The 20,049-nt window shown below is 57.1% G+C and carries 19 protein-coding genes and 1 pseudogene; 12 read left to right on the forward strand and 8 right to left on the reverse strand.

Annotated elements, in window-relative coordinates; all coding sequences use genetic code 11:
* Nucleotides 1-265 precede the first annotated feature (265 nt).
* The 4 genes from hemY to hemC are packed head-to-tail and all read right to left on the reverse strand — an operon-like array spanning nucleotide 266 to nucleotide 4,338.
* Entirely contained in the window at nucleotides 266-1,462 is a 1,197-nt protein-coding gene (gene hemY / locus PGR09_RS23095) for a protoheme IX biogenesis protein HemY (protein ID WP_042894676.1), read from the reverse strand.
* Nucleotides 1,463-1,465: 3 nt separating this feature from the next.
* The gene (hemX, locus tag PGR09_RS23100; RefSeq protein WP_045395572.1) at nucleotides 1,466-2,638 is read right to left on the reverse strand and encodes a uroporphyrinogen-III C-methyltransferase; all 1,173 of its coding nucleotides are present in this window, start codon (nucleotides 2,636-2,638) and stop codon (nucleotides 1,466-1,468) included.
* A gap of 21 nt (nucleotides 2,639-2,659) precedes the next feature.
* A complete protein-coding gene (gene hemD, locus PGR09_RS23105) occupies nucleotides 2,660-3,400 on the reverse strand; it encodes a uroporphyrinogen-III synthase (RefSeq protein ID WP_045395574.1) in 741 nt (246 codons plus the stop codon).
* Nucleotides 3,397-4,338 carry a hydroxymethylbilane synthase gene (gene hemC, locus PGR09_RS23110; protein ID WP_045395576.1) on the reverse strand — a complete coding sequence of 314 codons (942 nt, stop codon included), beginning with the start codon at nucleotides 4,336-4,338 and terminating at the stop codon, nucleotides 3,397-3,399. Before hemC ends, hemD begins: the two co-directional genes overlap by 4 nt.
* A gap of 350 nt (nucleotides 4,339-4,688) precedes the next feature.
* Between hemC and cyaA the strand changes: the two genes are divergently transcribed.
* Entirely contained in the window at nucleotides 4,689-7,241 is a 2,553-nt protein-coding gene (cyaA, locus tag PGR09_RS23115) for a class I adenylate cyclase (RefSeq protein WP_348877221.1), read from the forward strand.
* A gap of 48 nt (nucleotides 7,242-7,289) precedes the next feature.
* On the opposite strand, the gene cyaY is transcribed toward cyaA, so the two are convergent.
* Nucleotides 7,290-7,610 (reverse strand): iron donor protein CyaY, encoded by a 321-nt coding sequence (gene cyaY / locus PGR09_RS23120; protein ID WP_015368867.1) that lies wholly within the window; start codon nucleotides 7,608-7,610, stop codon nucleotides 7,290-7,292.
* A gap of 139 nt (nucleotides 7,611-7,749) precedes the next feature.
* Here cyaY and lptM point away from each other — a divergent pair, with 139 nt between their 5' ends.
* From lptM to corA, 8 genes are all read left to right on the forward strand, one after another.
* Complete coding sequence (lptM, locus tag PGR09_RS23125) at nucleotides 7,750-7,953, forward strand: LPS translocon maturation chaperone LptM (RefSeq protein ID WP_020077593.1); 204 nt, start codon at nucleotides 7,750-7,752, stop codon at nucleotides 7,951-7,953.
* Between the two features lie 35 nt (nucleotides 7,954-7,988).
* Nucleotides 7,989-8,813 (forward strand): diaminopimelate epimerase, encoded by an 825-nt coding sequence (gene dapF / locus PGR09_RS23130; RefSeq protein WP_032713809.1) that lies wholly within the window; start codon nucleotides 7,989-7,991, stop codon nucleotides 8,811-8,813.
* On the forward strand, nucleotides 8,810-9,517 hold the full coding sequence (locus PGR09_RS23135; protein ID WP_045395581.1) for a DUF484 domain-containing protein: 708 nt from the start codon (nucleotides 8,810-8,812) through the stop codon (nucleotides 9,515-9,517). The genes dapF and PGR09_RS23135 overlap by 4 nt, the downstream gene beginning before the upstream one ends.
* Entirely contained in the window at nucleotides 9,514-10,416 is a 903-nt protein-coding gene (gene xerC / locus PGR09_RS23140; RefSeq protein WP_045395583.1) for a tyrosine recombinase XerC, read from the forward strand. Before PGR09_RS23135 ends, xerC begins: the two co-directional genes overlap by 4 nt.
* Nucleotides 10,416-11,132 carry a 5-amino-6-(5-phospho-D-ribitylamino)uracil phosphatase YigB gene (gene yigB / locus PGR09_RS23145; protein ID WP_320483031.1) on the forward strand — a complete coding sequence of 239 codons (717 nt, stop codon included), beginning with the start codon at nucleotides 10,416-10,418 and terminating at the stop codon, nucleotides 11,130-11,132. The genes xerC and yigB overlap by 1 nt, the downstream gene beginning before the upstream one ends.
* Before the next feature lie 63 nt (nucleotides 11,133-11,195).
* Nucleotides 11,196-13,358 (forward strand): DNA helicase II, encoded by a 2,163-nt coding sequence (gene uvrD, locus PGR09_RS23150; RefSeq protein ID WP_032709535.1) that lies wholly within the window; start codon nucleotides 11,196-11,198, stop codon nucleotides 13,356-13,358.
* Nucleotides 13,359-13,506: 148 nt separating this feature from the next.
* Nucleotides 13,507-13,563, forward strand: coding sequence for a YsgD/CorL family protein (gene ysgD / locus PGR09_RS23155; RefSeq protein ID WP_349815745.1), 57 nt, complete (start codon nucleotides 13,507-13,509; stop codon nucleotides 13,561-13,563).
* A 150-nt stretch (nucleotides 13,564-13,713) separates the two neighbouring features.
* Nucleotides 13,714-14,664, forward strand: a complete 951-nt coding sequence (gene corA / locus PGR09_RS23160; RefSeq protein ID WP_045389308.1) for a magnesium/cobalt transporter CorA — start codon at nucleotides 13,714-13,716, stop codon at nucleotides 14,662-14,664.
* 88 nt (nucleotides 14,665-14,752) lie between these two features.
* On the opposite strand, the gene rarD is transcribed toward corA, so the two are convergent.
* Both rarD and yigI read right to left on the reverse strand, forming a co-directional pair.
* Entirely contained in the window at nucleotides 14,753-15,646 is an 894-nt protein-coding gene (rarD, locus tag PGR09_RS23165; RefSeq protein WP_045389280.1) for an EamA family transporter RarD, read from the reverse strand.
* A gap of 48 nt (nucleotides 15,647-15,694) precedes the next feature.
* On the reverse strand, nucleotides 15,695-16,159 hold the full coding sequence (yigI, locus tag PGR09_RS23170; RefSeq protein WP_004097567.1) for an acyl-CoA thioesterase YigI: 465 nt from the start codon (nucleotides 16,157-16,159) through the stop codon (nucleotides 15,695-15,697).
* 154 nt (nucleotides 16,160-16,313) lie between these two features.
* On the opposite strand from yigI, the gene pldA reads away from it, so the two are divergent.
* The 3 genes from pldA (at nucleotide 16,314) to rhtC (ending at nucleotide 19,762) form a co-directional block, all read left to right on the forward strand.
* Complete coding sequence (gene pldA, locus PGR09_RS23175; RefSeq protein WP_045389277.1) at nucleotides 16,314-17,186, forward strand: phospholipase A; 873 nt, start codon at nucleotides 16,314-16,316, stop codon at nucleotides 17,184-17,186.
* Nucleotides 17,187-17,253: 67 nt separating this feature from the next.
* A complete protein-coding gene (gene recQ, locus PGR09_RS23180; RefSeq protein WP_015368858.1) occupies nucleotides 17,254-19,080 on the forward strand; it encodes an ATP-dependent DNA helicase RecQ in 1,827 nt (608 codons plus the stop codon).
* 61 nt (nucleotides 19,081-19,141) lie between these two features.
* A complete protein-coding gene (gene rhtC, locus PGR09_RS23185; protein WP_045395590.1) occupies nucleotides 19,142-19,762 on the forward strand; it encodes a threonine export protein RhtC in 621 nt (206 codons plus the stop codon).
* Between the two features lie 47 nt (nucleotides 19,763-19,809).
* On the opposite strand, the pseudogene PGR09_RS23190 reads toward rhtC, so the two are convergent.
* Nucleotides 19,810-20,049, reverse strand: a pseudogene (locus tag PGR09_RS23190) (ISNCY family transposase); the annotation flags it as partial.

The following is a 20,049-nucleotide window of genomic DNA, read 5'->3' on the forward strand; positions in this document are numbered from 1 at the left end:
GTTCGCCTTTGTGCCTCATAAACTCAGGAATGATGCAGAGCCGTACTTACGGTGCTTATCGTCCACTGATAGATGTCGCATTTCATATGTCTCATCAAACACCATGGACATAACGTTGAGTGAAGCACCCAATTTGTTGTCAAACAGACCTGTTTTAACGCCTGCCCTGATTTCAGCGCAGGCGTTTTTTTCTTTCAGGGGTAGGCTATCTTTTCGCGAGAGAAGGGCGCTATCGCCCCGAACGAGGCGATAGCGTTATCGTGAATTACTGCTGAGGGTTATTGTGTAGCGTCAACAGCAGGCCGTCACGGCGCATGGTCGCCGCTTCTTCCGGCTGGTGCAGGCGGTCCAGCGCATCGGCAAGCCACGCGTAATCAAAGGCATCCGGGCGCTGCTTAAGTGCGGCGCGGAAAGCGATACTGGCCTCCTGCCATTCACCGTGACGCATCAGCGACTGGCCCAGGGTGCTCCACAGCAGCGGACGGTCGCCGACGGCTTTGATCTGCTGGCGCAGCACTTTCTCCAGTTGTTCAGGATTATTGGTCTTCAGCCGCGGAATTGGCATAACCAGGCGGTCGTCGTACTGTTTCTTCAGACCATCGATAATAATCTGCTGTGCGGTGTCGTGATCGTCGCTCTCGATCAGGCGTTCGGCCATCGCCACCTGCAGCGGTATCAGGGCGCGCGTTTTACGGCTCTGGTTGCGCCACCACTCGCGTAGCCCTTCGCTACCGCCGTCGGCCAGCGCTTTGTCCATCAGGCCAATCCACGCCAGCTGTTCCAGCGCGGCGCGGTGCTCTTCATCCCCCACGTTGGCTTTCGCCATGGATGGAATGATGTCCAGCAGCGAATTCCACGCGCCGGTACGGGTATAAGCCTGCTCGGCAAGACGCAGCACCTCCGGATGACGCGGGGTCACTTCCAGTAGCTTATCGATGCCGTGACGGGCGGCGTGGTTTTCATTACGCGCCAGCTGTAGGCGCACGCGGGTGATTTCAACCGGGATCAGGTCATCGCCAGCCAGTTCGGCGGCGCGCTCAAGATGCTGATTGGCGCGAGCTTCATCACCGCGCTGTTGGGCCGCTTCCGCCGCTAACAGATAGTTCACTACCGGTTGTTCGGCGTGATCGGCATTTTTCGCCATCAGCTTTTCAACCTGTTGGTAATCGCCTTCCGCCAGTTTCAGCAGCGCTTGCTCGGTTTGCTTACGCGCGCGGCGGCGCTTACGGCCGACGAACCAGCCGCGCGTGTGCGCGCCGGTACGGAAAATGCGGCGCAACAGCCATTCAATGGCGAACAGCACCACCATTGCGAGGATCAGGATGATCACAAGGCCCGTCACGCTGGTTTCGATATTGTAGTTATCGGTCTGGATTAGAACGTAGCCCTGGTGGCCCGCGATCATCGGGCCGACGACGATCCCGGCGATCAGCAGTGCGAAAAGCAGGAGAATTTTCAGCATCGGTTATTCTCCTTGCGGCGCAGGGGCTGGCGCGGTCGGTGCTGGCGTCGGCGTCGGAGCGGCTGCCGCAGGCTGGGCCATTAAATTACGCACCCGAGTTTGCATCAGCTTTTCCAGCAGGCTCTGGCTCTGCAACGTTTCCGGTACGCTCATGGTGATACTTTGCTGACTGAGCTTATCCACCTCTTCAAGGAAAGCCTTGGTAGTGGCGTCTTCAGTATCGTAATAAGCGCGTACCCAGGTGGAGACGTTTTCCAGCGCCTGCTTATAGGTTTCTTCCTGATGACGCGGCACCGCCTGCGCGGCAACCAGCAGACGAGAGCGGATATTTTCGCGCAGATAGACATCCTGATTCGGCGCTAACAGCGGCACCGCCGTTTCGTCACGGCGACGTATGGTAATGAAGCTATCCATAAAGTTCTGCCAGCTTTTCTGCAGGTTAACGCGCCATTCGCCGATGGAGCTGGAGAGCTCGTCGCTGTCGGCATCCATCGGAGAATCATCGTCGTTATTATCAGCCAGACGCAGATTGTCGATTTGGTTCGCCAGCTGGTTAACCTTAAGGATAATGCCGTCGTAATCGACCTGACTTACCGCCGACAGCGAAGCGATGTCATCGGTGATGGCGCGGCGCGCGCCGATAAGGCTTGGGTCGTTCATGTCGGCGAGACTGGCATCGGCGCTTTTCAGCAGCGCGGCGGCGGTCGTCACATCCTGATCGCTCCACAGCTTACGTCCCGCCAGCTTAACCAGGAAATCAGCCTGCGCCAGCAGCCAGGTTTTGGCGTCGCTGCCGGAAATCACTGCAACTTTTTGCTGTAGCTCATCAAGCTGTTTCGTCAGGGTTTCCTGTTCGCGTTTGGCCTCGCTCAACCGATCGGCCTGCTGTTTGATAATGCCTTCCAGCTCGCTCTTCTGGCTATCCTGCGCTTTTTGCAGCGCTGCGATCTGGCTTGATAATTCCGAGCTGGTTTCATTTTGGCGCGTGGATTGCTGTTTATTCAAACCATACAGGCCAATACCGGCGGCGAGGGCGATGGCGATAGCTATCGCGCTGAGCGCCAGGCTGGTTTTGTTGCCGGCCTTTTTCTTCTCGTTGTTTTCTGGCTGTGGCGTGGTTTCCACGGCCTCCCTGGTCTCTTCAACCACGGCGGATTGATTTTGTTGTTCCGTCATTATGGCTTCCAATGTTGAGAGTTATTGTAATGCGCGTAGCAGCGCATCGTTGTCGGCGTTATCGGCAACCTGAATATCCTGCCAGCCCAATTCCCGGGCCTGAAGGGCCAGACGTTCGCTGACAACGACAAGGCTACAGTGCAGCAGCCACCGTTCGCGATACCACTGGGGTATTAACGACCACAGCTGCTGCAGCATCTCGCCGCTGGTGACCACCAGCGTAGTGACTCCACGAGATTGCCAGCGCATAGCCTCTTCCGCACCATCATAGTACTTCGCACAACGTTGATAACATTCACAAAATGTTACTTCGGCGCCGCGTTCACGCAGCGTGTCGCCTAATAATTCCCGCCCGCCGTTGCCGCGCAGAATCAGGGCTTTCTTGCCCGCAATGTTTTGTAATTCAGGTAATTGTAGCAAGACTTCGCTGATTTCCCGATCTAACGGGTAACGGATATTTTTACCACTGACCGTATGCAGAGCCAGCGCGGTGGTGCGGCCTATCGAGAAATAGGCCGGATCGGAGGGCCAGCGTTGGCTCTCCTGCAGCAGACGGGCATGGGCGAATTCCACCGCATGCTGCGATAGCGCAAACAACAAATCGTCCGCGCCTAATGCCGCCAGCTGGCGCGGGAGCGCTGCCAGCTCCCGCCCCGGCGTGAATTCAATCAGCGGAAAGCTCCAGGCCACGCGTCCCAGCGCGCGCAGGCGGCTGACTAACTCTTCACCTTGCGGTAGCGGACGGGTGACCAGGATGCTCATCGTGGGGCTTCTCCATCATAGACCGCCGCGAGGATGTCGCGGGCGCCGTTATCCAGTAGCTCTTCCGCCAGCGAGACGCCGAGCGCCTCTGCCTCTTCCGGCCGGCCGCGGCGTTCACCGCGCACGACCAGCGACCCATCCGGCGCGCCCACCAGCGCCCGTAGCCACAGCTCACCATCGCGCAGTTCGGCATAGCTGCCAATCGGCACCTGACAACCGCCTTCGAGACGGGTGTTCATCGCCCGCTCGGCGCGCACGCGCACGGCGGTTTCCGTATGGTTAAGCGGCGCTAACAGCGCTTTGGTCCATTCATCGTCAAGGCGGCATTCGATACCTACCGCGCCCTGGCCGACGGCCGGCAGAGATTGCTCAGGCGAGAGCGGCTGGCGAATACGCGCTTCCAGTTTCAGCCGCTTCAACCCGGCGGCGGCGAGGATAATAGCGTCATACTCGCCGTTATCGAGTTTGCCTAATCGCGTGCCAACGTTGCCGCGTAGCGAACGGATCACCAGATCGGGGCGCTCTGCCGCCAACTGGCATTGGCGACGTAAACTTGACGTGCCAACGATGCTGCCGGCCGGCAGATCGTCAATTGAGGCATAGTGATTGGAAACAAATGCGTCGCGCGGATCTTCACGCTCGCAGATGGTGACCAACCCCAGGCCTTCCGGGAATTCGACCGGGACATCTTTCATCGAATGGACGGCGATATCGGCGCGCCCTTCAATCATGGCGAGCTCTAACTCTTTCACAAATAAGCCCTTGCCGCCCACCTTTGCCAGCGGGGTATCAAGGAGCACGTCGCCGCGGGTGACCATGGGCACCAGCTCAACGGAAAGCCCCGGATGACACGACTCCAGGCGCTCTTTCACATAATGTGCCTGCCATAGCGCAAGCGGGCTTTGCCTTGTGGCAATTCTCAAAACTTTGTCTAACATGCTTGTTACCGTCATTGTCGACCACGAGCCATCCTAACATTGTTGCTTTAGGGATGTTAGTTTCACGGTTAATGTGGGATGCTGGCACGATGTCCTTTAGCGTTTCATGCGGCTGCGGTTGCCGCAAGCGTAGTGGGGAATTTACACCCGGCAAACGGTGCTACACTTGTATGTAGCGCATCTTTCTTTACGGTCAAACAGCAAGGTGTTAAATTGATCACGTTTTAAACCATTTGTCAGCCAGCAGTTCATCACAACCACACCGATGACGAATGGTGACGGTTCTTGTTGAAATACTGAAATCCTCCGTACTATTGTACGTCGGATTTTTGAACATCAGGCGATATGTCTTGTACCTCTATATTGAGACACTGAAACAGAGACTGGATGCCATCAACCAACTGCGCGTGGATCGCGCGCTTGCTGCCATGGGACCCGCTTTCCAGCAGGTTTACAGTCTTCTGCCGACATTACTACATTATCATCACCCGCTGATGCCGGGTTACCTTGACGGTAACGTTCCCCGCGGCATTTGCCTCTACACGCCTGATGAAACCCAACGCCACTACCTTGACGAACTCGAACTGCACCGTGGCCTGCTGACGCAGGAGCCGCCGAAAGGCGAACTGCCGATTACCGGCGTTTATTCGATGGGCAGTACCTCCTCCGTTGGGCAAAGCTGCTCTTCCGATCTGGATATCTGGGTATGCCATCAGGCCTGGCTGGATAACGAAGAACGCCAGCTGCTGCAGCGTAAATGCAGCCTGCTTGAAAGCTGGGCGGCGTCGCTCGGCGTCGAGGTCAGTTTCTTCCTGATCGACGAAAACCGCTTCCGCCATAACGAAAGCGGCAGCCTCGGCGGCGAAGACTGCGGTTCGACCCAGCATATTTTGTTGCTCGATGAATTTTACCGCACCGCCGTGCGTCTCGCCGGGAAACGTATTCTGTGGAATATGGTGCCGGGCGATGAAGAAGACCATTACGATGATTACGTGATGGGGCTGTATGCCAAGGGCGTGCTGACGCCAAACGAATGGCTCGATCTCGGCGGCCTCAGTTCGCTGTCGGCGGAAGAGTACTTCGGCGCCAGCCTGTGGCAGCTGTATAAGAGTATCGACTCCCCGTATAAAGCGGTGCTGAAAACGCTGCTGCTGGAAGCCTACTCCTGGGAATACCCCAACAACCGCCTGTTGGCGAAAGATATTAAACAGCGCCTGCACGATGGCGAGATTGTCTCGTTCGGTCTCGACCCCTACTGCATGATGCTGGAGCGCGTTACCGCCTATCTGCAGGCTATCGAAGACGACACCCGTCTCGATCTGGTACGCCGCTGCTTCTACCTGAAAGTCTGTGAAAAACTCAGCCGCGAGCGCGCCTGCGTGGGCTGGCGTCGTGAAGTCGTCAGCCAGCTGGTGAAAGAGTGGGGCTGGGATGAAAAGCGTCTGATGATGCTTGATAACCGCGCTAACTGGAAAATTGATGAAGTGCGCAAAGCGCACAACGAACTGCTCGATGCGATGATGCAGAGTTATCGTAATCTGATCCGTTTCGCCCGGCGCAATAATCTCAGCGTCTCCGCCAGCCCGCAGGATATCGGCGTACTGACGCGTAAGCTGTATGCGGCCTTTGAAGCCCTGCCGGGCAAGGTCACCCTGGTGAACCCGCAAATTTCACCGGACCTGTCGGAACCGAATCTGACCTTTATCCACGTGCCGCCGGGCCGCGCTAACCGTACCGGTTGGTATCTGTATAACCGCGCGCCGGATATGGAATCGATCATCAGCCATCAGCCGCTGGAATATAACCGTTACCTTAATAAGCTGGTGGCCTGGGCCTGGTTTAACGGCCTGCTGACCTCACGCACCCGTCTGTTTATTAAGGGCAACGGTATCGTCGATTTGCCGAAGCTGCAGGAGATGGTGGCCGACGTGTCGCACCACTTCCCGCTGCGCCTGCCGGCGCCGACGCCAAAAGCGCTGTACAGCCCGTGCGAAATTCGCCACCTGGCGATTATCGTCAACCTCGAATATGACCCGACGGCGGCATTCCGTAATCAGGTGGTGCATTTCGACTTCCGTAAGCTCGACGTTTTCAGCTTCGGCGAAGAGCAAAAATGCCTGATTGGCAGCGTCGACCTGCTGTATCGCAACTCGTGGAACGAAGTGCGCACGCTGCACTTTAACGGCGAGCAGGCGATGATCGAAGCGCTGAAAACTATTCTCGGCAAAATGCATCAGGACGCCGCGCCGCCGGATAGCGTGGAGGTGTTCTGCTATAGCCAGCACCTGCGCGGCCTTATCCGCACCCGCGTGCAGCAGATGGTCTCCGAGTGCATCGAACTGCGTCTCTCCAGTACCCGTCAGGATACCGGGCGCTTCAAAGCGCTGCGCGTCTCCGGCCAGACCTGGGGCCTGTTCTTCGAGCGCCTGAACGTTTCGGTGCAGAAGCTGGAAAACGCCATTGAGTTCTACGGCGCTATCTCGCACAACAAGCTCCACGGCCTGTCGGTACAGGTAGAAACCAATCACGTTAAGCTGCCGGCGGTGGTGGATGGCTTCGCCAGCGAAGGGATAATTCAATTCTTCTTTGAAGATGCGGATAACAATGACAGCGGCTTTAACATCTACATACTCGACGAAAGCAACCGCGCAGAGGTCTATCACCACTGCGAGGGCAGCAAAGAAGAGCTGGTGCGCGACGTCAGCCGCTTCTACTCGTCATCGCACGATCGCTTCACCTACGGCTCAAGCTTCATTAACTTCAACCTGCCGCAGTTCTATCAGATAGTCGAAGTTGACGGACGCACGCAGGTGATCCCGTTCCGCAGTCAGGCGATTGCCGCCGCGGTGCCGCCGGGCCAGGAAGCGGTCGCCTCACCGGTGCTGCAGCAGCGCTACTCGTAGATTTGCCCCGGATAAGGCGCAATGCGCCGCCATCCGGGAAAGACGCCATTAACGGAAGCTCACCGTCTCGCCGGCCTGATTGCTCGCCGCCTGCTCCAGCAGATCCCAGAAGCGTTCGCCGCTACGATCGCAGATCCACTCGTCGCCTTGCAGATCGAAGTGATAGCCGCCTTGCTTGGTCGCCAGCCAAACCTGATGCAGTGGCTCCTGACGGTTAATAATGATCTTACTGCCATTTTCGAAGCTGATGGTCAGCACGCCGCCGTTGATTTCGCAGTCGATATCGCTGTCGCCGTCCCAGTCGTCCAGACGTTCTTCGATGGTCATCCACAGGCTGTCGGCCAGGCGATGGAATTCACTGTCGTTCATGGTTCTATCCTGCTTTTTTGAAGATGGCCGCAGTATAGCGCGAAACAAAAGCGCGCGCAGTCAGATGCTAAACGCTTGCTTTTACGTCTTCTCCTGCGATGATAGAAAGCAGTAACGAATGAATCATGGGCAACTATCAATGAAAAACGTTTTACCCACGCTTGCCGTTCTGTTTGCAATCTTCAGCCTGACCGGCTGCGGTTTGAAAGGGCCGCTGTATTTCCCGCCGGCAGACAAAACCGCGCCGCCGCCGACCAAGCCGGTTAACCCAGGCATTCAGAGCGCGACGCCGGATCGTAACGATCGCGGCGATAATGGCGGTCCGACCCAGGTTAACTATTAACGATAACGTTCTGTTCCGCGCAATTGGAGTAGATAATGCAGTTCTCTAAAATGCATGGCCTCGGCAACGACTTCATGGTTGTTGATGCGGTAACGCAGAATGTTTTCTTCTCACCGGAGCTGATTCGTCGCCTTGCGGATCGGCATCTTGGCGTCGGTTTCGACCAGCTGTTGGTTGTCGAGCCGCCGTACGATCCCGATCTGGACTTCCACTACCGTATCTTCAATGCTGACGGTAGCGAAGTCTCGCAGTGCGGCAACGGCGCGCGCTGCTTCGCCCGCTTTGTCCGTTTAAAAGGCCTGACCAATAAACGTGATATCCGCGTGAGCACCGCTAACGGGCGTATGGTATTAAGCGTAACGGAAGATGATCTGGTGCGCGTTAACATGGGCGAGCCGAATTTCGAGCCGTCTCAGGTCCCGTTCCGCGCTAACAAAGCGGAAAAGACCTATATTATGCGCGCGGCTGAACAGACAATATTGTGCGGCGTCGTCTCAATGGGCAACCCGCACTGCGTGATTCAGGTCGATAACGTGGACACCGCCGCGGTTGAAACCCTCGGTCCGGTAATGGAAAGCCACGAACGTTTTCCGGAACGCGCCAATATCGGTTTTATGCAGGTAGTGGAACGCTCCCATATTCGTCTGCGCGTCTATGAACGCGGCGCAGGCGAAACGCAGGCCTGCGGCAGCGGCGCCTGTGCGGCGGTGGCAGTCGGTATCCAACAGGGGTTACTCGCCGAAGAGGTACGCGTGGAATTGCCAGGCGGGCGTCTCGACATCGCCTGGAAAGGTCCGGGTCAACCGTTGTATATGACTGGCCCGGCGGCACACGTCTACGACGGATTTATTCATCTATGAAACAGATCGGGGAAGAACAGCAGGAACTCGCCACAGCGCTCGACGACAGCGCGGTAGTAGAATATCTGCTGCAAAATCCTGAGTTCTTTATTCGTAATGCGGCGCAGGTTGAGCATATCCGCGTCCCGCATCCGGTGCGCGGCACCATCTCGCTGGTAGAGTGGCATATGCTGCGGGCGCGTAACCATATCAACGTGCTGGAAGAGAATATGACGCTGCTGATGGAACAGGCGACGGCCAATCAAAGCCTGTTTCAGCGCCTGTTCCATCTGCAGACGCGGCTGGCGTCCGCCGATAGCCTGGATGAAATGCTCAACCGCTTTCATCGTTGGGCGCGCGAGCTTGGCCTGGCGGGCGCAACGGTGCGCCTGTTTCCGGACAGCTGGCATCTCGGCGCGCCGTCTAAATTCACCCATCTGGCGTTGAGCCGGCAGGCGTTCGAACCCATTCGTATTCAGCGGCTGGGCCAGGCACGTCACTATCTTGGTCCGCTAAACGGGCCAGAGCTGCTGGTGGTGCTGCCGGATGCGAAAGCTATCGGCTCGGTGGCGATGTCGCTACTGGGCGATGATGACGCGCCGGGGGTGATGTTCTTCAGCAGCCGCGATCCACAACATTATCAGCAAGGCCAGGGAACACAGCTACTGCAGGAGATTGCGCGCATGCTGCCCGGCCTGCTGGAGCGCTGGATTGAACGCGCATGACCGACTCCCCGCTATTCGCCTGCGTCGACCGCTTCCTGCGCTATCTCGGCGTTGAGCGCCAGCTTAGCCCGATTACGCTCACTAACTACCAGCGTCAGCTGGAAGCGCTGATCGCGCTGGCGGATGATGCTGGCTTAAAAAGCTGGCAGCAGTGTGACGCCGCTCAGGTACGTAGCTTTGCGGTGCGTAGCCGCCGTGCGGGCTTAGGCCCGGCGAGTCTGGCGCTGCGGCTTTCCGCCCTGCGCAGCTTTTTCGACTGGATGGTCAGCCAGGGCGAGCTGGCCGCTAACCCGGCGAAAGGGATTGCGGCGCCGAAGATCCCCCGCCATTTGCCGAAAAATATCGACGTTGATGATGTGAATCGGCTACTGGATATCGACCTCAACGACCCGCTCGCGGTGCGCGACCGGGCGATGCTGGAAGTGATGTACGGCGCGGGGCTGCGTCTTTCTGAGTTAGTTAACCTTGATATTAAGCACCTTGACCTGGAGTCAGGGGAAGTGTGGGTGATGGGGAAAGGCAGCAAAGAGCGCCGCCTGCCAATTGGACGCAACGCGGTGGCGTGGATCGAACACTGGCTGGATTTGCGCGGCCTGTTCGGCGGCGATGACGATGCGCTGTTCTTGTCGAAGCTGGGTAAGCGCATTTCAGCGCGCAACGTGCAGAAGCGGTTTGCCGAGTGGGGCATAAAGCAAGGGCTCAATAGCCACGTGCATCCGCATAAGCTGCGGCACTCTTTCGCGACGCATATGCTGGAGTCGAGCGGCGATCTACGCGGCGTGCAGGAGCTGCTGGGGCATGCCAATCTCTCCACCACCCAAATCTATACCCATCTCGATTTTCAACACCTTGCCTCGGTGTACGATGCCGCGCATCCGCGCGCTAAACGGGGGAAATAATGCGTTTTTACCGACCTCTGGGCCCGATCTCCGCGCTGACGTTCGACCTGGATGACACCCTTTACGATAACCGCCCGGTGATTGACCGGACGATGCATGAATCGCTGACATTTGTGCGTAATTACCATCCGGCGCTGAGCCAGTTTGATGCAAGCGATCTCAACCGCCTGCGCCAAACGTTATTGACCTCAGAACCCGAGATTTATCACGATGTCACCGTCTGGCGCCACCGCGCGCTGGAGTTAGGGATGCGTAATGCCGGGCTCTCCGCCGCCGAGGCGAAAGCCGGCGCCGATGCGGCGATGGAAAATTTCGCCCACTGGCGCAGCCGCGTCGATGTGCCGCAGGAGACGCACGATACGCTGGCGAAGCTGGCGCAGAAATGGCCGCTGGTGGCTATCACCAACGGTAACGCTCAGCCAGAACTGTTCGGGCTGAATGACTATTTCCGTTTCGTGCTGCGCGCAGGTCCGGATGGCCGCTCCAAGCCGTTTGCCGATATGTACCATCTGGCGGCGGAGCGTCTGGATTTGCCGCTCGGGCAGATTCTGCATGTCGGCGATGATCTGACCACCGACGTGGCGGGCGCTATTCGCTGTGGAATGCAGGCCTGCTGGATCAAGCCGGAGAACGCCTCGTTGATGAAAACCGCCGATAGCCGCCTGCTGCCGCATATTGAAATTTCACGGTTGGCATCTCTGACCTCGCTGATATAATCACCAGTAACTCTGTATATATTAACAGGGGTTCGTGGAACCCCTTCTCTTCCGGCGGTGCCAATGGACGTTTCTTACCTGCTCGACAGCCTTAATGACAAACAGCGTGAAGCCGTAGCGGCCTCGCGCACCAATATGCTGGTTCTGGCAGGGGCGGGCAGTGGTAAGACGCGCGTACTGGTGCACCGTATCGCCTGGCTGCTGAGCGTGGAAAACTGCTCGCCGTATTCCATTATGGCGGTGACCTTTACCAACAAAGCGGCGGCGGAGATGCGCCACCGTATCGGCCAACTGATGGGCACCACCCAGGGCGGTATGTGGGTCGGCACCTTCCACGGCCTGGCCCATCGCCTGCTACGCGCCCATCATCTGGATGCCAACCTGCCGCAGGATTTCCAAATCCTCGATAGCGAAGATCAGCTGCGCCTGCTGAAGCGCCTGATTAAGGCGATGAATCTGGATGAGAAGCAATGGCCGCCGCGTCAGGCGATGTGGTACATCAACAGCCAAAAAGATGAAGGGCTGCGCCCGCACCATATTCAGAGCTACGGCAACCCGGTCGAACAGACCTGGCAGAAGGTGTATCAGGCCTATCAGGAAGCCTGCGATCGCGCCGGGCTGGTGGACTTCGCCGAGCTGTTGCTGCGCGCGCACGAACTGTGGCTGAACAAACCGCATATCCTGCAGCACTACCGCGAGCGCTTCACCAATATTCTCGTTGACGAATTCCAGGATACCAACAACATTCAGTATGCCTGGATCCGCCTGCTGGCGGGCGATACCGGCAAAGTTATGATTGTCGGCGATGATGACCAGTCGATTTACGGCTGGCGCGGCGCGCAGGTCGAAAACATTCAGCGCTTCCTGAATGACTTCCCGGGCGCGGAAACTATTCGTCTGGAGCAGAACTATCGTTCAACCAGCAATATTCTCAGCGCCGCCAACGCCCTGATTGAAAACAACAACGGGCGGCTGGGCAAAAAACTGTGGACCGACGGCGCCGACGGCGAGCCCATTTCGCTGTACTGCGCCTTCAACGATCTTGATGAAGCGCGTTTCGTGGTTAACCGAATTAAAACCTGGCAGGAGAACGGCGGGGCGCTGGAGCAGTGCGCCATTCTCTACCGTAGCAACGCCCAGTCGCGCGTGCTGGAAGAGGCGCTGCTGCAGGCCAGCATGCCTTACCGTATCTACGGCGGCATGCGCTTCTTCGAACGTCAGGAAATCAAAGATGCGCTCTCTTATCTGCGCCTGATTGCCAACCGCAACGACGACGCGGCGTTTGAGCGTGTGGTCAATACGCCTACCCGCGGCATCGGCGATCGGACCCTGGATGTGGTGCGCCAGACCTCGCGCGATCGTCAGCTGACGCTGTGGCAGGCCTGCCGCGAGCTGCTGAAAGAGAAAGTGCTGGCAGGCCGTGCTGCCAGCGCTCTGCAGCGCTTTATGGAGCTTATCGACGCGCTGGCGCAGGAAACCGCCGATATGCCGCTACATGTCCAGACTGACCGGGTCATTAAAGATTCCGGCCTGCGTATGATGTACGAGCAGGAAAAAGGCGAGAAGGGCCAGACCCGTATCGAAAACTTAGAGGAACTGGTGACGGCGACGCGCCAGTTCAGCTACAACGAAGAAGATGAAGATCTGATGCCGCTGCAGGCGTTCCTCTCCCACGCCGCGCTGGAAGCGGGCGAAGGGCAGGCGGATACCTGGCAGGATGCGGTACAGCTGATGACTCTGCACTCGGCGAAAGGGCTGGAGTTCCCGCAGGTGTTTATTGTCGGCGTTGAAGAAGGGATGTTCCCGAGCCAGATGGCGCTTGATGAGGGCGGTCGTCTGGAGGAAGAGCGTCGTCTGGCCTACGTCGGCGTGACGCGCGCGATGCAAAAACTGACGCTGACCTACGCCGAAACCCGCCGTTTGTACGGTAAAGAGGTTTACCATCGCCCATCGCGCTTTATCGGCGAGCTGCCGGAAGAGTGCGTGGAAGAGGTGCGGCTGCGAGCGACGGTGAGCCGCCCGGTTAACCATCAGCGTCTCGGTACCCCGGTGGCGGAGAACGATACCGGCTATAAGCTGGGCCAACGAGTGCGGCATCCGAAGTTCGGTGAAGGCACCATCGTCAACCTTGAGGGCAGCGGTGAGCATAGCCGGCTGCAGGTGGCTTTTCAGGGGCAGGGAATTAAATGGCTGGTCGCCGCCTACGCACGCCTGGAAACGGTGTAACTTTAAGAAAAATATAATTTTTTTGTAATAATCTGCTAGCCTTATATGCTAAAGGGCAGGATTTGCTCTTTAGCGTTCCCTTGCGTGTTGACGCCGTTTTGGCGCTGGCGTAACATGCGCGCACGATTACGCTAAGAGGACATTCGCCTTGGACACACCCAGTAGATGCTGGCTCAACTTCCTGTCATTCAGGAACAACTCCTAAGGCTATCCCCTTATGCCGATAGCCTTAGCGGTTGTCGGCGACCCGTCCTATTCCCGTCGCTCTGAGTCAGGCTTAATGGTCTGAAACCCAAATAGTTTCTGTGTGCCCATCGAACTGTCCGATAAATTTTTTGTATTGGGAGTCCCGGTCATGCTGAGCGCATTTCAACTGGAAAATAATCGTTTAACGCGCCTTGAGGCCGATGAGATCAAGCATCTTGCCAGCTCGGTGTGGGTCGACCTGGTCGAGCCTGACGATGATGAACGTAGCCGTGTGCAAACGGAGTTAGGCCAGAACCTGGCGACGCGCCCGGAACTGGAAGACATCGAAGCGTCAGCGCGTTTCTTTGAAGACGAAGATGGTTTACACATCCACTCCTTTTTCTTTTTCGAAGATGCTGACGATCACGCCGGTAACTCAACCGTGGCGTTTACCATCCGCGAAGGCCGCCTGTTTACCCTGCGCGAGCGTGAACTACCCGCTTTTCGCCTGTACCGCATGCGCGTGCGTAACCAGACGCTGATTGATGGCAACGCCTACGAGCTGCTGTTAGATCTGTTCGAGACCAAAATCGAACAGCTGGCGGATGAGATAGAAAACATCTACAGCGACCTGGAAAAGCTGAGCCGCGTGATTATGGAAGGCCACCAGGGCGACGAGTACGACGAAGCGCTGTCGACGCTGGCGGAACTGGAAGATATCGGCTGGAAAGTACGTCTCTGTCTGATGGATACCCAGCGCGCGCTAAACTTCCTCGTGCGCAAGGCGCGCCTGCCGGCAGGCCAGCTGGAACAGGCGCGAGAGATCCTGCGAGATATCGAATCCCTGCTGCCGCACAACGAATCGCTGTTCCAGAAGGTGAACTTCCTGATGCAGGCGGCGATGGGCTTTATCAACATCGAGCAGAACCGCATTATCAAGATCTTCTCGGTGGTTTCGGTCGTGTTCCTGCCGCCGACGCTGGTGGCGTCCAGCTATGGGATGAACTTTGAGTTTATGCCGGAACTCCACTGGAGCTTTGGTTATCCGGGAGCCATCGTGTTTATGATGTTGGCCGGCCTGGCGCCGTATCTCTACTTCAAGCGTAAAAACTGGCTGTAGTTGTTGTGCCGGATGCGCTTCGCTTATCCGGGCCTACGTGTTGTGCTTTTGTAGGCCGGATAAGGCGTAGCCGACATCGGGTAATATCCTATCCCCGACGCCCCCTTCTTTGCGTATATACCGCATCCATCACGAATATCGCCAGCGCCACCCAGATAAAGGCGAAGGTGACCATTTTATCCGTGCCCGGCACTTCACCGTAGAACGTTACCGCCAGCAGGAACATCAGCGTCGGGCCGATGTACTGGAAAAAGCCCAACGTCGACAAGCGCAGGCGGGTCGCCGCGCCGGTGAAGCAAAGCAGGGGGATGGTGGTTACCACACCCGCTGCCATTAGCAGTAAATTGAGCGACCAGGGGTTGTCTCCCATATGGCTGGTTGGGCTATCGGTAATGCCGAAAAGCCAGATCGCCGCCACTGGCAGCAGCCATAGCGTTTCCACCAGCATACCGGTCTGCGCATCGACGGCGATTTTCTTACGTACCAGTCCGTAGAAGGCAAAGCTGAAGGCTAGCCCAAGGCCGATTACCGGCAGTGAACCGAAGGTCCAAAGTTGCACCAGCACGCCGCAAAAAGCGAGGATCACCGCCAACCACTGTAGACGGCGAAAGCGTTCGCCGAGGAAAATCATTCCCAACAGAATATTCACCAGCGGGTTAATGAAGTAGCCGAGGCTAGCTTCCAGCATATGGTGGTTATTGACTGCCCAGATAAAGAGCAACCAGTTGCCGCCGACCAGCACCGCAGAGAGCGCCAGCAGGAAGATCTTGCGCGGGGTTTTTAGCAGTTTTTTTACCTGCGGCCACTGGCGGCTGACGCTGATGAGCGCCACCATGAAAAAGAAAGACCAGATCACGCGATGCGTCAGGATTTCATCGGCGGGAACGTAGTAAATAAGTTTGAAGTACGCCGGCGCGATACCCCAGATAAAGTAGGCGGCCAGCGCCAGCATAACGCCCAGCCGCGTTTGTTTTGCGTCCATTGGTATAATCCATTGCCAAAAAGAGTGATGTTACTCGATCTGCGGCAATCAACCCACCATATAGGTAGCCGTGGCGCTGGCGATATAAACCTGCTCTTCGTTATGCAACTCGACGCGGGCTACGGCGACTTTGTTTCCGGCGCGCAGCAGGCTGCTGGTGGCGGTAAAACGCTCGCCGCGGCCAGGGCGTAAGTAATCGACGCGCAAATCGATAGTTCCCATCCGCGAGAGGCGCTGGCGCAGCTCTTCTTCATTGATAGTGTCATGGCGAGTCAGGGTGCTGCCGACGCAGACCAGTCCAGCGGCGACATCCAGCGCAGAGGCGATAACGCCGCCGTGCAGAATACTCTGCGCCCAATTGCCTACCATCATCGGCTGATTATTAAAGCTGAGCTGGGCAAACTCTTTTTCATAACGTTCCAGCTCAAGCCCCAGCGCACGGTTAAAAGGCATGTGATAAACAAAAATCTCTCCCACCAGCTTTAGCGCGGCGGCGGCGGTCAGTTCAGACATAGCAGAGGTCCATTTCGTTAATGAAATGTTGATTTTATGCTTCAAAAATATTGATTTCCACTTTCGGAGGCGATAACGCAGCGGGAGGCGGATAAACAGGTAGAATGGCGGCAGGACAAAACATTAATAAGAACCCTTCTTCAGGAGAACAGTAATGCGTATCTCTTTGACCTGGCTGCTGGCGCTTAGCGCGCTGCCGGCCAGCGTTCTGGCGCAGGACGCGCCGCTTAATCAAGCCGTTCATGACAAACCCGCGGTGCGGGGCAGCATTATCGCCAACCTGCTGCAGGACCATGATAATCCGTTCCTGCTTTATCCTTATGAGAGCAACTATCTGCTCTATACGTGGACCAGCGATCTCAATAAAGAGGCCATCCGCAGTTACGACTGGGCCGATGACGCGCGTAAGGATGAGGTGAAGTTCCAGCTCAGCCTGGCATTCCCGTTATGGCGCGGCATCCTTGGCGATAATTCGCTGCTTGGCGCCTCCTATACGCAAAAATCCTGGTGGCAGCTCTCTAACAGTAAAGGCTCGGCGCCGTTTCGCGAAACCAACTACGAGCCTCAGCTCTTCCTTGGCTTCGCGACGGATTATGAGTTTGCCGGCTGGACTTTGCGCGATATCGAAGTCGGCTATAACCACGATTCCAATGGCCGTTCCGATCCAACGTCACGTAGCTGGAACCGCCTGTATACTCGCCTGATGGCGCAAAACGGTAACTGGCTGGTTGAAGTGAAGCCGTGGTATGTGGTCGGCAGTACCGATGATAACCCCGATATCACCAAATACATGGGTTACTACCGCCTGAAGATTGGCTACCAACTGGGGGAGGCTATTTTTAGCGCTCAGGGGCAATATAACTGGAATACCGGCTACGGCGGCGCGGAAATCGGGGTCAGTTACCCTATTACCAAGCACGTGCGCGCCTATACTCAGGTGTACAGCGGTTATGGCGAGTCGCTCATCGACTATAACTTCAATCAGACGCGCGTCGGCGTCGGCGTGATGCTCAACGATCTGTTTTAATCGTTGCACTCTGGCTCTCAGGCGCTGAAAATAGCGCCTGTTTTCTTTTCAGGCGAATGGGGTCAACGTGGCACAGGCGGAAGTATTAAATCAGGAATCGCTGGCTAAGCAGGTTTTACAAGAGACCTTCGGCTACCAGCAGTTCCGCCCGGGCCAGGAATCGATTATCGCCACGGCGCTGGAAGGCCGCGATTGCCTGGTGGTGATGCCGACCGGCGGCGGTAAATCGCTGTGCTACCAGGTACCTGCATTGGTCCTCGGCGGCCTGACGGTTGTCGTGTCGCCGCTGATTTCGCTGATGAAAGACCAGGTCGATCAGCTGCTGGCAAACGGCGTCGCCGCGGCCTGTCTTAACTCGACGCAGAGCCGCGAGCAGCAGCAAGAGGTGATGGCGGGCTGCCGCAGCGGGCAGATTCGTCTGCTGTATATCGCGCCGGAACGCCTGATGCTGGATAACTTTCTGGAGCATCTGAGCCACTGGAACTTAGCGATGCTGGCGGTGGATGAGGCGCACTGTATCTCGCAATGGGGCCATGATTTCCGCCCGGAATATGCCGCGTTGGGCCAGCTGCGCCAGCGGATGCCGCATATTCCGTTTATGGCGCTCACCGCCACCGCTGATGACACCACCCGTCGCGATATTGTTCGCCTGCTGGGACTTAACGATCCGCTGATTCAGGTTAGTAGCTTCGATCGCCCCAATATCCGCTATATGCTGATGGAGAAATTTAAGCCGCTCGATCAGTTGATGCGATACGTCCAGGATCAGCGCGGTAAATCAGGGATTATCTACTGCAACAGCCGTTCTAAGGTTGAAGACACCGCCGCCAGGCTGCAAAGCCGCGGCATCAGCGCTGCGGCCTACCATGCTGGTCTGGAAAATGATATTCGAGCCGATGTGCAGGAGAAATTCCAGCGCGACGATCTGCAGATCGTGGTGGCGACGGTGGCTTTCGGTATGGGCATTAACAAGCCAAACGTCCGCTTTGTGGTGCACTTTGATATCCCGCGCAATATTGAATCCTATTATCAGGAAACCGGGCGCGCCGGGCGTGACGGGCTGCCGGCGGAAGCGATGCTGTTTTACGATCCGGCGGATATGGCGTGGCTGCGCCGTTGCCTGGAGGAGAAGCCCGCCGGGCCGCTGCAGGATATTGAACGTCATAAGCTGAATGCGATGGGTGCCTTTGCCGAAGCGCAGACCTGTCGCCGTCTGGTGCTGCTGAACTATTTTGGCGAAGGGCGTCAGGAGCCGTGCGGCAACTGTGATATCTGTCTTGATCCGCCAAAGCAGTACGATGGTTTAATGGACGCGCGTAAGGCGCTTTCAACTATTTACCGGGTGAATCAACGCTTCGGGATGGGCTACGTGGTTGAAGTACTCCGCGGCGCCAACAATCAGCGTATCCGCGACCTGAACCACGATAAACTGCCGGTGTACGGCATTGGTCGCGAGCAGAGCCACGAGCACTGGGTGAGCGTAATTCGCCAGTTAATCCACCTCGGACTGGTGACGCAGAATATTGCCCAGCACTCCGCGCTGCAGCTCACCGAGGCCGCGCGTCCCGTACTGCGCGGTGAAGTCCCGCTGCAGCTCGCCGTGCCGCGTATCGTGGCGCTAAAACCGAAAGCGATGCAGAAATCCTTCGGCGGCAATTACGACCGCAAGCTGTTCGCCAAGCTGCGTAAATTACGTAAAGCGATCGCCGACGAGGAGAATATCCCGCCATATGTCGTGTTTAACGACGCGACGCTGATTGAGATGGCCGAACAGTCGCCGCTTACCGCCGGGGAGATGCTTAGCGTCAACGGCGTGGGGACCCGTAAGCTTGAGCGCTTCGGTAAAGAATTCATGGCGCTGATACGTGCTCATGTCGATGGCGATGATGAGTAGTCAGCCGCGGGAAAAGGTGCCAGAATAGTTTCCTTCTTCACTATTTCCCTGCGAGTTAAACATGTTGATGCTTTTCCTCACCGTGGCGCTGGTGCACATCATTGCGCTAATGAGCCCGGGGCCGGATTTTTTCTTCGTTTCGCAAACCGCAGTGAGCCGTTCGCGCAAAGAGGCGATGATGGGCGTGCTGGGGATCACCGGCGGCGTGATGGTTTGGGCGGGCGTCGCGCTGCTCGGCTTGCACCTGATTATCGAGAAAATGGCCTGGCTGCATACGTTGATTATGGTCGGCGGCGGTCTCTATCTGTGCTGGATGGGCTATCAAATGCTGCGCGGCGCGTTAAAGAAAACCGACGTTGTCGCGGCGGAACCGCAGGTTGAGCTGGCGCGTAGCGGGCGCAGTTTCCTGAAGGGCCTGCTGACTAACCTCGCCAACCCGAAAGCGATTATCTACTTTGGTTCGGTCTTCTCGCTGTTCGTTGGCGATAACATTGGCGCCGGCGCGCGCTGGGGGATTTTCCTGCTGATCGTTCTTGAAACGCTGGCGTGGTTCACCATCGTGGCCAGCCTGTTCGCACTGCCGCAAATGCGCCGCGGCTATCAGCGGATGGCTAAGTGGATAGACGGCATCGCGGGAACCCTGTTTGCCGGTTTCGGCATCCATCTGATTATTTCGCGTTAACGTGTTATGCGATTCCCCGCCCGGTTTGTTGCCGGGTGGGGTTGATATTAGTGACGAAGACGCTGTAGCTCATCGCTGGTCAAACCGGTCATTTCCAGGATCGCATCGTCATCAATGCCGCGATTGAGCATCGCTGCGGCGACCTGTAAAAGGGCCTGTAGTTTTCCTTCTTTGATGCCTTCTCTGATGCCTTCTTTAATGCCTTTCTCTCTGCCTTCTGCGAGCCACGTTTCTGCCAGAGTCATTAGCATTCCTCCATGCTGCGGCACACGCTGTGCCAGCTTATA

The sequence above is a fragment of the Klebsiella sp. 141251 genome (genome assembly GCF_050600725.1).
In the GTDB taxonomy this organism is placed as follows: Bacteria; Pseudomonadota; Gammaproteobacteria; order Enterobacterales; family Enterobacteriaceae; genus Klebsiella; species Klebsiella aerogenes.